9 protein-coding genes and 3 CRISPR repeat arrays are annotated in these 13,515 nt (G+C 41.3%); of the genes, 7 read left to right on the top strand and 2 right to left on the bottom strand.

Annotated elements, in window-relative coordinates; all coding sequences use genetic code 11:
* Positions 1-55: 55 nt before the first annotated feature.
* A CRISPR array of direct repeats spans positions 56-903; the repeat unit is 33 nt; unit sequence GTCGCACTCTGTATGGAGTGCGTGGATTGAAAT.
* Between the two features lie 103 nt (positions 904-1,006).
* A CRISPR array of direct repeats spans positions 1,007-1,377; the repeat unit is 33 nt; unit sequence GTCGCACTCTGTATGGAGTGCGTGGATTGAAAT.
* A gap of 271 nt (positions 1,378-1,648) precedes the next feature.
* Positions 1,649-1,909: an AbrB/MazE/SpoVT family DNA-binding domain-containing protein gene (locus tag F0220_RS30915; RefSeq protein WP_091036854.1), complete on the top strand. Its 261-nt coding sequence runs from the start codon at positions 1,649-1,651 to the stop codon at positions 1,907-1,909.
* A 2-nt stretch (positions 1,910-1,911) separates the two neighbouring features.
* The gene (locus F0220_RS30910; RefSeq protein WP_149847030.1) at positions 1,912-2,310 is read left to right on the top strand and encodes a type II toxin-antitoxin system VapC family toxin; all 399 of its coding nucleotides are present in this window, start codon (positions 1,912-1,914) and stop codon (positions 2,308-2,310) included.
* Positions 2,311-3,091: 781 nt separating this feature from the next.
* Here F0220_RS30910 and F0220_RS33290 read toward each other — a convergent pair.
* Entirely contained in the window at positions 3,092-3,214 is a 123-nt protein-coding gene (locus F0220_RS33290; protein WP_262928164.1) for a hypothetical protein, read from the bottom strand.
* 122 nt (positions 3,215-3,336) lie between these two features.
* Between F0220_RS33290 and F0220_RS30905 the strand changes: the two genes are divergently transcribed.
* A complete protein-coding gene (locus F0220_RS30905; protein WP_149847029.1) occupies positions 3,337-3,621 on the top strand; it encodes a hypothetical protein in 285 nt (94 codons plus the stop codon).
* 468 nt (positions 3,622-4,089) lie between these two features.
* Entirely contained in the window at positions 4,090-5,109 is a 1,020-nt protein-coding gene (locus F0220_RS30900) for a DUF3298 and DUF4163 domain-containing protein (RefSeq protein WP_149847028.1), read from the top strand.
* Between the two features lie 424 nt (positions 5,110-5,533).
* Here F0220_RS30900 and F0220_RS30895 read toward each other — a convergent pair whose 3' ends face one another.
* Positions 5,534-5,746: a helix-turn-helix domain-containing protein gene (locus F0220_RS30895; protein WP_149847027.1), complete on the bottom strand. Its 213-nt coding sequence runs from the start codon at positions 5,744-5,746 to the stop codon at positions 5,534-5,536.
* Between the two features lie 359 nt (positions 5,747-6,105).
* Between F0220_RS30895 and F0220_RS30890 the strand changes: the two genes are divergently transcribed.
* The 3 genes from F0220_RS30890 to cas3 all read left to right on the top strand — a co-directional run bounded on the left by F0220_RS30890 (position 6,106) and on the right by cas3 (position 13,441).
* The gene (locus F0220_RS30890) at positions 6,106-6,462 is read left to right on the top strand and encodes a hypothetical protein (protein WP_149847026.1); all 357 of its coding nucleotides are present in this window, start codon (positions 6,106-6,108) and stop codon (positions 6,460-6,462) included.
* Between the two features lie 987 nt (positions 6,463-7,449).
* A CRISPR array of direct repeats spans positions 7,450-8,224; the repeat unit is 33 nt; unit sequence GTCGCACTCCGTATGGAGTGCGTGGATTGAAAT.
* A 190-nt stretch (positions 8,225-8,414) separates the two neighbouring features.
* Positions 8,415-9,302 (top strand): CRISPR system precrRNA processing endoribonuclease RAMP protein Cas6, encoded by an 888-nt coding sequence (gene cas6 / locus F0220_RS30885; RefSeq protein WP_149847025.1) that lies wholly within the window; start codon positions 8,415-8,417, stop codon positions 9,300-9,302.
* 1,682 nt (positions 9,303-10,984) lie between these two features.
* Entirely contained in the window at positions 10,985-13,441 is a 2,457-nt protein-coding gene (cas3, locus tag F0220_RS30880; RefSeq protein ID WP_149847024.1) for a CRISPR-associated helicase Cas3', read from the top strand.
* Positions 13,442-13,515 lie beyond the last annotated feature (74 nt).

The following is a 13,515-nucleotide window of genomic DNA, read 5'->3' as shown; positions in this document are numbered from 1 at the left end:
TCGAAAATACGTTAATAGCTATCCTTGAAAACTAGTTTTTACGTCACTTTTCGCTGTCGCACTCTGTATGGAGTGCGTGGATTGAAATCGTCTGGCGATCCGTTAAGCCGGCGCTGTTAATAGGTCGCACTCTGTATGGAGTGCGTGGATTGAAATTCCCGGAGGATTGCGTAAAGCTGCAGCGTAGCCTCGTCGCACTCTGTATGGAGTGCGTGGATTGAAATATTGGTAAATAATGAATCGGTGTCACAGTAGTAGTCGCACTCTGTATGGAGTGCGTGGATTGAAATAGTACAAGATAGATACCGATAAGGATACCGATACCGTCGCACTCTGTATGGAGTGCGTGGATTGAAATCGGTTCGCGTCCCGGTGGTAGATATTCGAATGTGAGTCGCACTCTGTATGGAGTGCGTGGATTGAAATTCTTGGGTGTTGTTGCACTGTGATATTGCTTACAGGTCGCACTCTGTATGGAGTGCGTGGATTGAAATACTCTGATCAGCATGAACCCGGATACGATAATAACGTCGCACTCTGTATGGAGTGCGTGGATTGAAATTCTCGTAAAGACCGCAAGCCGGAGACCGTACCAGAGTCGCACTCTGTATGGAGTGCGTGGATTGAAATACAAAAAGGAAAGTACTTTGCATTGAATGAAGGTAGTCGCACTCTGTATGGAGTGCGTGGATTGAAATATAAAAAGGGGAGCAAGAATGAATAGTATTCAGGTCGCACTCTGTATGGAGTGCGTGGATTGAAATTCCGAAGTGACGGGCAATGAATGCTGAAGCTATGGGTCGCACTCTGTATGGAGTGCGTGGATTGAAAAATCCCTGAACATGATCTGATCAAGCATAGTAGGCATGTGTCGCACTCTGTATGGAGTGCGTGGATTGAAATAGTAAAGCAATACTTGCCCTTTTGGGATCAGTTACGTCGCACTCTGTATTGGAGTGCGTGGATTGAAATGGAAAACGGTGCAGCGTAATCGCTCATGAATTCCAGTCGCACTCTGTATGGAGTGCGTGGATTGAAATAGCACGACAATCATCACGATAAACAGTACGAAGATGTCGCACTCTGTATGGAGTGCGTGGATTGAAATATAGTAAAAGAAGCCACAGATTCAACGGTTGCACTCGTCGCACTCTGTATGGAGTGCGTGGATTGAAATCAGTACATGACGCCGCCACTCAAGACGCTAAACGGGTCGCACTCCGTATGGATTACGTGGGTTGAAATCGTGATGGTGCTAAATTGTCGCGTCTACGAATAGTCGCATTCTGTATGGGGTGCGTGGATTGAAATCTCGCTGTAGTACTCACGAGTCTTCTGAGCACCGTCGCACTCCGTATGGAGTGTGTGGATTGAAATATTGTCCATAATGACCAGTATAATAGGAAATAACTCACATTGAAGAAGTACATTGGAACGGTGAATACCTACTTGTGAGTGAGAAAGTTATAGGACACATGAACATGTAAAACAGCTCTGGGCTTACATGCTGACGCTGAAATCACTAAGCATTAGAAATGCAATTTCAAATAACTTTACTTGGAATGTATATTACCTGATATGAAAAGTAATACTTGAATATTAAAGTAATACATTATAACATAGGTAATAAAGTAGGAGGTAGTAGTGTATGAGTGTGTATGAATCAGGTAAGGTAACTTCAAAAGGACAGGTTACAATTCCAGTTGAGGTAAGGAAACAACTGGGTATAGCTACAGGCGACAAAATCATTGTGATTATCCAAAATGGGGAAGCAAAATTAGAAGTTAGGAAACAGAAAAAGTTAACTGATCTTGTAGGGATCTTAAAGACGGGTCAAGAACATGATCTTCAGGAAGCTAGGAAGTCAGTGATAGACATGGTGGGAGTCAGTTACAAAAAAGGGGAATAGCAATGGATTTTTTGGCTGATACAAACATATTAGTAAGATTGTTCACTCAAGACGATAAGGAGCAGATTGAAAAAGTTTCTGAAATGCTAGATAGCGGAGATATTCAGATGATGGTTTCATCACCAGTAATTATCGAAACATGTTGGGTACTGAAATCACATTACAAGCATCCTAATGTTGATGTAGGAAATGCCCTGCTTAATCTATCGCAAATTGATAACATTATCTTTGAGGAAGTTTACATGAAAGATGCGTTAAGGCTGTTTGTGGAAAAGGGTAACGTTGACATTGTGGACTGTTATCTTAGCGCAAAGTCAAAAACAATTAACATGCCAGTCGTAACATGGGACGGTGATTTTAAGAAGCTTGGGTGCGAGTATTACAAGCCAGATCAATTTTAAATGTTTGGGGTTATATGCGGGGACCTCAGGTAAGTGGAACCAGCAGAAGCAGTAACATTACAGGTAAAGAATGATGGTACAAGTAATCTAAGTTGCACTTTATGGAGTGCGTGGATTGGAACTGTTTAGCAAGTTTCCAATACCAGAATGCGTTTTGGTCGAAATCTGTAAGGAGTACGACCAAATAATATTCAGCAGCAATAAAAAACGTTATTTACAACTACTTACACTCGCCAAAAGTTTGGTGCCTGAAGTACATGGAATCGTTCGATCAACTGCTTCCCGAATTATTTCTAACCTAACGATGTCTATGTTTTACTGTGTCACTATCTATAAAGCTTCATAGGGACGATAAAAAGAAAGCGAACGATTTGTTTGCACTCTCGTCTGATTAACCCTCTACAGTTACTCCTTTCCCCTAATTATTCCATGTCTGCAAGAGCAATTGTCTTCTTCCTGCTATAAAATTGAACTTTCTCTATCCACATTATGTATAACGATATTCTCCGTTTGCTTACTGATTGGTTGCACTAGTAGAGTGATGCTCTCTATAAACATATGCCTGCATGACTGCTGCCTCTCGCCGATTGAAACCGATCTGTCGGTACTACCGAAAAGTCTCAGTATATTCCTCCAAAGCGCGTAGAGCATTGCTCCATTGTTTGAACTACCTTACCCGTGTGAATCCCCGATATTGATCTTCGATAAGATATGACTTGCCACGCGGAACAAAATTACTAGGTTCTACTCGCAGAATGTCGTAACCCGTCTGGACCGATCCTTATTTCACTAATTCCTTAGCTGCAGCAAATACTATAATGATCTGATGGATGCGGCAGCCGGTCCGGATCAACGGTGCAAGCTTCTGATCGATCAGTTGAATTACCTTCTGTGAGATGGCCATTTCATAAGCTCCTTTTTTTCAGCTGCCGGTGATAAGACAGTCCACGTAAGATATGCCCCGTCTCAGCATCAAATCTTGAATCTTCTAATCTCATTAGACGTAATAGATATTGAGGTGAAGAAATGAAAATAAAAACAGTGTGGAAATGGACAAAGATTAGTTGGGGATTACTGTACATAGGCTTTGTTGTAATGTTTGTCATAGTCCTAGGTTTTTTTATGGCTGGAATGCTTCAAGATCCAAAAGCATTAATTGATACCGCCGCAATGAGTACAATCACTTTGTTACTTGCTCTGATTTCACTACCAAATTTATTAGTCCAGCTGTTATCCCTTCTCGATTTAAATCAAAAAAAACATTTACTGCAACAAAGAAATGTCCCAATTGCAAACATACTATTGTCCTGAAGATGACTGAAGATTAGTAGATTAAGTACATACGTTCTGTTCGATGAATGTAGTAGGTCACCCCGGCCAACTTTCGACTGGGGGATGCTTCTATTTGGATGTCTAAGCTATCCCGCTACCTGCCATGGATGAAATGACTGCAGCGGTAAGCTACAGAAAGAGCTGGATCTGGTAACACTCCCTATGAGTGCGTGGATTGAAATCGCCTACCCAAACAGCAGCTCCACAATATGCAATTTAAGGGGCGGGACAAGGAATCCCTTGATTATTAGTCGCACTCTGTATAGAGTGTGTGGGTTGAGATATTTAGAGAAAGTGTGGTGAGGTAATGGCAGATGGTCTTACTCCGTATGAGTACGTGCATTGAAATATCAACATCATCACTAAGGGTTTTGTAAACGATGGGTCGCACTCTGTATGAAGTTACCATTACCGCAGCCGATGTGGAGTTAACCGAGGAGAATAGAAATGAGAAAGTATTTATTATCTATACTAGTAGTGTTGTTTTCGTTATTCATCGTTTTTCCGTCCAGCACAGCTTCAGCAGCCAATGGTAAAGTCACCTTGAAATCTTACAGTTATAAGGGACAACCATATGTACAAGTTGTAAACCACCCAAACAAGAATGCTGCATCTAAAATGAACAAAGCATTAAAAGCTCATGCTGTTAATGCTGCTTCTGTAGCTAATAGTAGTGATATCAAGCAAAACAAAGATTACTATTACAAGACGAGTGTCCAAACCGCTTACAACAAGCAAGGTGCCTTGTCTGTTGTTTATTATTCTTACGTCTATACCGGAGGTATACATGACATGCAATGGGTAGAATCTTTCAACTTCAATTCCAGCAATGGTAATAGAATATACATGAAAGACTTCTTAGACAGCAGAACAAAAATAGTAAGAGCGAATGTGTATCTCCAATCAATTCTTGAAAAAAGAAGTCAAGCTAACCCTGGATCAATTTTGTACACAGATACGATTATAGACATCCAAAAGGGGACGTTTTTCTATAATGACAAAGGATTCACATTAAGATTCAATCCGTATGAGGTTGCTCCATTTTCAGAGGGTTTTGTAGATGTATACATCCCTTATGATATTATCGTAAACGGACAAAACACAGCACCAGTAAAACCGCAAAAGCCACAGATTACTCAGGTTTCCGGAGTGTTAGCATCTGATATACACGTATACTCAAACGACCTCAAAACTTTCTTAGGAACCTTATCAACCAACACTTATGACAGAGACTCTATCTTCAATGAATACGGAACCTACGGAAGCCAGTACAACAGATTAAGCATATGGAACAGTTACGGAAATTACGGGAGTTCATATTCATCAGAGAGCGCGTTTAACGAGTACACTTCTACTCCGCCAGTGCTCGTTTATAAAGGAGAAGTTTTTGGATATGTAACATCAAATACGTATCTCACTAATGGGATTTTACCTTCAAAACTTTTAACGTTTGCTGAATCGTTATAATTCGTAAGCACCCTTCTGGGTGCTTTTTTCATTCATTAAGAATTCAATTCCAGTAAACAGCATAACCGTATAGCCCTGGCGGTCGCACAAGATTCGGGGGCATTGTATTTGTAATCTGGGCGGTCGGGGGAAAATAAAAAAGACACTCGTCGTAGTATCTGTATACTGGTATACTTTTTTAAAGCGGATTTTTGATGGGGATGTTCATCTGCTGAGGGTTGTGTTTGAAGAACTTCACTTTCTAACAAGTTATTTCATTCTAATAAACACCTTTATCGCAAACTGTCTATTCGTATATCTTAACTAGTTGTCAGGTAGAATCAATAATCTAAACAGATGTGCGGCAGGGAATCTTAATACCCTTATGTAAAAGAGTTTTTCAGAGAATTGCAGCATAAAAGTGTCTTATAAATAAAGGTTCTTTTTACTGAATGTATTCCAAGAGGTCACCGGGTGTAACATTAAGTCCTTTACATAATGCACCAAGAGTTTCGTAATCAATACGCTTAGTTGCGTTGCCTTTCAGAGAAGTAATAGTATTTCGACTTACACCAGTCAGTTCTACAACGTCTTTATTTTGTAATCCACGTTCTTTCATGATGTCGCCAAGTCGACAACGGATAAGTAATTCGTTCATGGTAATGCCTCCAGTGAAAAAATATAATGCACAACATGTTGACATATAGTCAAGAAGATACTATGATGAGTGTAATGAATGCTAGTCAACATGTTGACATTTTGAAAAAAATCCGATTATTATGCCAATCCTAGCAAAAGGGGCTGTCTTTAGCAACTACAAATAGTCTAATTAAAGAGTGTAATTGATTGTGAAAAGCTAAATTATTCGCAATGTACCTCGATTACAGGAACTGAGTACAAATAGGAGGATAATGCAGTGATCCTACATATTGATGCTTTTTATTCGTATAACAACGTGTTTATGAATTATGAATCGGGGCTTATTTCAGATTGTAGTTCTTATAAGGTAGGGAAGCAATGAGACCATCAAAAAAATTAAAACTTGCTTCGTTGATACTTGGCTCTATTGATGATGATGAGAATTTTAGCTTATTTCAAGGATACGTTATGAATGAAAGTTATTTCATCTTTCTTGACGAAGGTGCGTTATGGTTGCGCCATGTGTACAAGGTCGATCGCGTAGGGAATATATACATCAATGGAGATGCTGGAGGGATAATTCTCGCCGAGCAAACTCAAGGAGATGCCAGGGTATTGATTGAATCCATTGTGGATCAATTGTCTGAAATGGATGCGTTGACCTTTCTTACGGATGTCCTGTTATGGACTCCAGAACGTGTTGATATGAATTTAAGGCTTGATCGTTTCCAATAAGAGTGCGAAAGAGAAGCTCACATAAAATTCCTGGGAGAATTCCATCTCTAAGATGTTGTTTCCCTATTTTGTATCATTTTGATGACGTCTTCTAGAAAGTAAATATTAGGATGAAGATATTATCTATAGTAAGATAGCGGAATAACACTTTATGGTCACACTCTACGATTGAAATAGGATCTGAATCCGGTAATCCTGGTACTGGATCGTCGCAACCGTATAGAGTACGTGGATTGAAATGGAACAAACACGGTAATGCCGCAATTTTGTGCCTGTCGCACTCCACATGGAGTGAGTGGATTGAATTGGCGTGGATCGAGGAAGCTGAAACCAGTAATAATGTCGCTCTCTGTATGGAGTTACCATTACCCAGCGGATACGGGGTTAACCTCGGAGAATAGAAATGAGAAGTTATTTACTATCTATATTTAGTAGTGTTGTATTCGTTTTCATCGTTTTACCATCTAATACAGCTTAAGCAGCCCATGGTAAATTCACCCTGAAGTCTTACAGTTGTAAGGGACAACTATATGTACAAGTTGTAAACCATCCAAACAACGTTGTTTACATATCAATCTACGACGTATACGAGGGGGACATAAGAAGAAAACGACTAATTATTCAACAAATATCCAAGTAGAGAGGTGGTTATCACCGAGGTAAGGAAAAGGGTAGAAAAGATGGATGTGGATGCCCATTATGTGATGAGTATCTCATCCTGCTGCAGGGAGCAAGAACGAACCTCAATTTGCCCTTTGCGAAATGTTACGAAGTTATCTGAAGCAGGTGCGAACCCAAAGCTCACATGATTTCTCTGGGAGATTCGCACCTCGAAATTTGTCGAAAACTTCAGTTTTATGACCTTTTGGCAACAGGGATATTGAGTTTATATGCTGTTGTGGGATATAGTGGAGCTAATATGTGGAAAAAGTATCGGAATTACGTATTAAGGTATTCTAAGCATAACTTGATACGTGTATTTCCGCTGTCGCACTCCGTATGGAGTGCGTGGATTGAAATTGTCCGTTCTGCGGCACCAAGTTGGAATAGAAAAGTCGCACTCCGTATGGAGTGCGTGGATTGAAATCTACCATACATGAGCTAATGAACAAGACAGGTAAGGGTCGCACTCCGTATGGAGTGCGTGGATTGAAATTGGTAACTCAGTCACATTGAATCAAACGACACTTGTCGCACTCCGTATGGAGTGCGTGGATTGAAATAACCGTAGGTGATGAAGTGTCGTCTATAAAGATAGTCGCACTCCGTATGGAGTGCGTGGATTGAAATGAGTGTTATTCGTGGTGTTTTTGGTGCGGATTGTGTCGCACTCCGTATGGAGTGCGTGGATTGAAATACTGATGTATCCAACGTCTTCTACTCTTCCATTGTGTCGCACTCCGTATGGAGTGCGTGGATTGAAATATCGATGTCCGGGCCAAAAGCGGTCGGATCGGAGTGTCGCACTCCGTATGGAGTGCGTGGATTGAAATAGACTGTGACACATATCTGCTAATCGTGGACCCGGTCGCACTCCGTATGGAGTGCGTGGATTGAAATCTCTATTTGATTAGCTCTATTTCCATCAATACCAAGTCGCACTCCGTATGGAGTGCGTGGATTGAAATAATTGTTGGATGCAGTTCAGCATGCGCTTAAAGGTCGTACTCCATATGGAGTGTGTGGATTGAAGTAGAAGAGTAAAAACATTGTTTCATGGAATAGATACTTCGCACCTCGTATGGAGTGAGTGGATTGAAATTCGTCCTGGTTAATGCCGGGCATTGGGTTACGATATCGCACCCTGTATGGAGCGCGAGGATTAAAACTGTAGATTGATAGTATCTCTAGTAAAATTTTTGACGCACTCCATATGTAGTGCCTCGGGTTAATCCCAAATGGTTTGCCGTTAGTTTGTTAATCTTTAATCTACATCAGAATTGGAGCATCGTATGAATAGACAAGCACCTATTTTTTCGCTGGAATACCTCCCGTTACTCATTCGACTTGAATGTAAGGAAACGACACGTCTGCCCGCATTTCTCGGCTCTACGCTTCATGGTGTGACTGGTTGGGCGCTAACTCGGCATTCGGAATCCTATAGGTATATATTCGAGAATCGCCGATGGGGCGGAGCTGCACAGGATATCGTCAACCCTTATATCATTGAGCCACCCCGGCCAAAGCCAGTTTATGATAAAGGTGATGCGTTATGCTTCAAGCTCATCTTGATCGGAGATGCGGTTCGTTACGCCAAAGATATCGCGACGTCGTTGACTCAGGCACAGACATTTGGAATTGGAGCCGAACGTAAGGCATTCGAACTCACAGACATCTTTCATGCAGATCAGTACGGACCCATTTGGAAACAGGGACAATTGAAGATGAACGCAGCTACAACCGAAAATATTGCTGTTCATGCGCTGCAAGAACAGGCTTCATGGTGCTCCGTGCATATGGTGACCCCTGTTCGGATACGTCGAGGTGGGGCGCTGGTACAGACAATTGATTTTCCTACGATCATTCGGAGCATTACGAAAAGAATTCAGTTGTTGACGGAGCGTTATGGAGGAAGTATAAACACGGATGTAGCGATGAAGGTATGTGAATGGGCAAATGAGATTAGCCCGACGTCTTCCGGATTATATCTGAATGAGATGCATCGATACTCCAATCGGAAAAAAGAATCGATAGATTGGAGCGGCATGCTGGGTTCACTAACATTTAAGGGGGAGCTGTCTCCATTTATCCCTTGGCTGAACGCTGCCCGTATTTTGCATATCGGAAGGAACGCCACTTTTGGTTGTGGACAGATCGATTTGGTCTACAGGTCCATGTAATGTGAAGCAGTCTTATCCATTTAAAGAGGAGTTTGATGGGATTGACGAGGATATGGGCTAGGAATCCTTTGGACGGAGGGTATCGTTCATCCTTGATCCAGTGATAGTAATGAATTGGGAAATTCCATGACGTCAACTGAAGCAGGTGCGAACCCTAAGCACACATGTTTTCCCTGGGAGATTCGCACCTCATAATTTGTCGAAAGCTACAGTTTTATGACCTTTTGGCAACAAGGATATTGAGCTTATATGCTGTTGTGGGTTATAGTGCTAATTTGTGAAAAAAGTATCGGAAATACGTATTAAGGTATTCTAAACATAACTTGATACGTGTACTTCCGCTGTCGCACTTCGTATGGAGTGCGTGGATTGAAATTCAAGCACACCCGCGTTCATGTCTTGCATGGAACCGTCGCACTTCGTATGGAGTGCGTGGATTGAAATTTCCAATAAGCCTTTTGCTCCAGTGCGTCAGCTTCGTCGCACTCCGTATGAAGCGCCAAGTCATCTTTTTATGGGGCTAAAAAGAAAAGCTACGAGAATTTTAGACAAACTATGTATATGGAAGTACCCTTGGGCAGAAACATAAAACCGTATCACTCACCGTGAGAGGAACAAGTGATGGCTAAGAATGATTCCTGGAGTGCGTAGATTGAAAATGCCAAATTGTCATTGTGAAGTTTTGTTGTAAAAGGCGCATCCTTTAAGAGGGCGCGCAGGTTATCATTAGAATAGAATTGTGAAGTACATAAATTAGAGGAACACAAAAGAATATATGTTTTACTATCCTATTAAGAAATCAAGGAGGAAAACATGATCTGATTCTAAAATTCCGAGTATTGATCGGTTTAAGCTTGCTGAAGAAATGACAGAGTTTATTGATAAACATAGGGGTAAAGTGCTTGCATCTAATAATACGTATAATCAAAATACAGGTGATACAGGCTATACAACATGCACCAGCTTGGAATGATTAATTTAATACAATTAATAGAAAAAGAACTCGTTCAAAGGAATGAAACAGGAATTGTTATTCTCAAAGGGCGCGACGAAGAGAGAGCTTTTATAGTTCAAGCTCTCCGACAGGAGAAGACCAGTGATCGTATATATAATAGCTCTTTCCTTCAGAACCCATTCAGTTAGATGAAAACGGTCTTTTTCCGATTTAAATACGGATATGCAACTCGGAAAGCAAATAATAGAGAATTAATAGACCTATATCAAAAATAGTTAGCTCCTTTGTCCCCAACAGCATGGGAATATAGGTGAATAAAATTAAGGGAGCATACCAATGTACGCTCCCTTAAAGTGGTCGAACCAATGTGCGGCCACATATATATTTCATTATGCACAATACAAAAAAGGGGAAATTCGTGTTATGTCCGACCAATGTACTAGTTAACATGAAGTTTCCCTTATCGGAAAGTTAATTGGGTCGAACCAATGTGCGAGTCAATTAACTTTATCTAATCAATATTATACTCTGTAACTAAATTTGAGTCTATGATATAACAATTTTAACACAGCTTAATGGAAATAGAAATCAAGAATTTTCTTGAAAAATAAAAAGGAGTTTGTCGCCTGAAGTCGAAATGTTAATAATTAAGTATTTTTCCTAATTAATGAGTGTAGAGAAGGAACCGGATTGGGATCTCTTTTCTGAAAGGAAGAAGTGAACTTGTATGACCTATATTGCTCATATCCGTCAGAAAGATGGAGAAATTCAGACCGTTCAAGACCATTTGTTGGAGGTTCAACAAAAAGCGGAGCAGGCTGGAGAGAAAATTGGTGTCAGATATTTGGCGGGGATTGCTGGCCTATTACATGATATGGGGAAGAATACGGATGCTTTTCGAAATTACATTCAGGAAGCAGTAGCTCATCCCGATGCCCCTCCCCGTAAAGGTTCTGTAGATCACTCAACTGCCGGTGGCAAGCTACTGCATCATCGTTACCATGTCAGTGGTGCAACGGCTCAGGACAAGTATACCGCAGAGTGGATTGCCAACTGTATTATCTCGCATCATCAGGGTCTAAGAGACTATATCTCGCCTGATAAAATTTCACCATACCTGGAGCGTGTTGTTTCCAAGGAATTAGAACACTATGAGCAAGCAAAAGAAGAGTTTTTCAAGCTGAATCCTCCTGAACGTTTGGACAAGTTATTCGAATTAGCCACCTCAGAGCTTCAACAATACATACAAATTATCAATAAGCATAAACTTCCACGCATTGCGGGTTCACTGCTCATTAAATATATCTTTAGTTGCCTGATCGATGCAGATCGAACCAATACAAGACAATTTGAAGAAAATGAACCATTCACAGAAAAATTAGATTACAAGTCTTTCTTTCAAACAAGCCATGAGCTGTTATCTCGACATTTAACCAGCCTTGAGCAAGGAAGTAAAGCAAACACACCCATTAATCGATTACGACGGGAAATGTCCAGCCAATGTGAAGAGTTCGCCCTTCGCCCTTCCGGCGTATACACCCTTTCTATACCAACGGGAGGGGGGAAAACACTTGCCAGTATGCGTTACGCCTTAAAACATGCCATTGAACATAACAAGCAACGGATTATATATATCGTTCCGTATACGACCATTATTGAACAGAACGCGGCAGAGATTCGCAGCATTTTGCAGAACGATGACATGATTTTGGAGCATCACTCTAACGTTGTAGATGACATGGATGATGAACGGAAAGAGGGAGCCGAAGGGGAAACCTATGATGCGCGCAAACAGAATCTTAAGCTTGCCCGTGATCACTGGGATCGGCCCATTATTTTTACGACGATGGTCCAGTTCCTGAATACTTTCTATGCCAAAGGAACTCGAAACGTACGAAGATTGCATCAGCTTTCCAATGCAGTCATCGTATTTGATGAAGTGCAATCCGTTCCTGTTCGGTGTATCTCGCTCTTCAACGCTGCACTGAACTTCTTGCATGTAATTGGACGCTCCAGTCTACTGCTCTGTACAGCTACTCAACCCGCACTTGATTTCGTGAAGCACAAACTTCATTTATCGGAGCAGCCTGAGATTATACAGAATTTAGGGGATGTTGGACGCAGTTTTAAACGAGTCGAATTACATGATCTTACACAGGATACAGCCTCAGGCTGGGACGCAGAAGAAGTATCTTCTTTTGTACAGGAACAAATGAGAGAAGTAAACAGCGTACTGGTTATTTTGAACACGAAAACGGCAGTCCGTAAACTATTTGAACAGTTGAATGACGAGGAATGGCTGCAAGACAGCGGGGTTCAAGTTGTTCATCTAAGTACCAATATGTGTGCTGCACATCGCAAAGAGGTCCTTTCTGGAGAGAATGGCGTCATTCAACGACTGGCAAAGGGAGAACGAATCATTTGTGTGAGCACACAGCTTATTGAGGCAGGCGTGAATATCAGCTTCGAATGTGTGGTTCGATCTTTGTCTGGTCTGGATTCGATTGCCCAGGCGGCTGGTCGATGTAATCGGCACGGCAAAGATGAGATTCGTAATGTATACATTATCCGATCGTCGGATGAAGTATTGACCCACTTACCTGAGATTAAAATTGGTGCCGAGAAAACGGAGCGAGTGCTCCATGATTTCAGGGAAGATCCGGAGTCACTGGGGAATGATTTATTATCTTCTGAAGCAATCGCTCGTTATTTTAAATATTACTTTCACGATATTCAAGAAAAAATGAATTACCCCATTCCTAAGCTCGAACAGAACTTGTTTGATCTGATGGATCGGAATCGCTATTACGTGGATGCATATCAAAAGAAACATGCTACAAAACCAGAGGTTGTTAATCATTATGCTATCGCTACAGCAGAGAAATATTTTGAAGCAATATCGACGAATGCCACTGCTGTCCTTGTTCCTTACGGAGAAGAAGGCAGGGAACTGATTATTGACCTGAATGGTGAGTTGGAGCCGAGTGAATTGGGGGATCTGTTGCGAAAAGCCCAACAGTATACGGTGAACATCTATGATCACGAACTCAAGACATTAGAAAAAAGTGGGGACTTGTATCCATTGTTACATGGTCACGTCCTTGCTCTACGGGAACCAGCATACTCTGAAGACTTTGGTGTGGAATCCAAAGGGGAGGGCGCTTGGGAAACGATGATGATATGAAATGGACGCTAACGTAGAGTGGGGAGTTTCATGACATATGCTTCTCCCTCCTAAACCCCATAGAAAGGAGCTGA

This window comes from Paenibacillus sp. 37, from assembly GCF_008386395.1.
GTDB lineage: Bacteria > Bacillota > Bacilli > Paenibacillales > Paenibacillaceae > Paenibacillus > Paenibacillus amylolyticus_B.
This window is presented reverse-complemented; position numbering and strand designations above follow the sequence as displayed.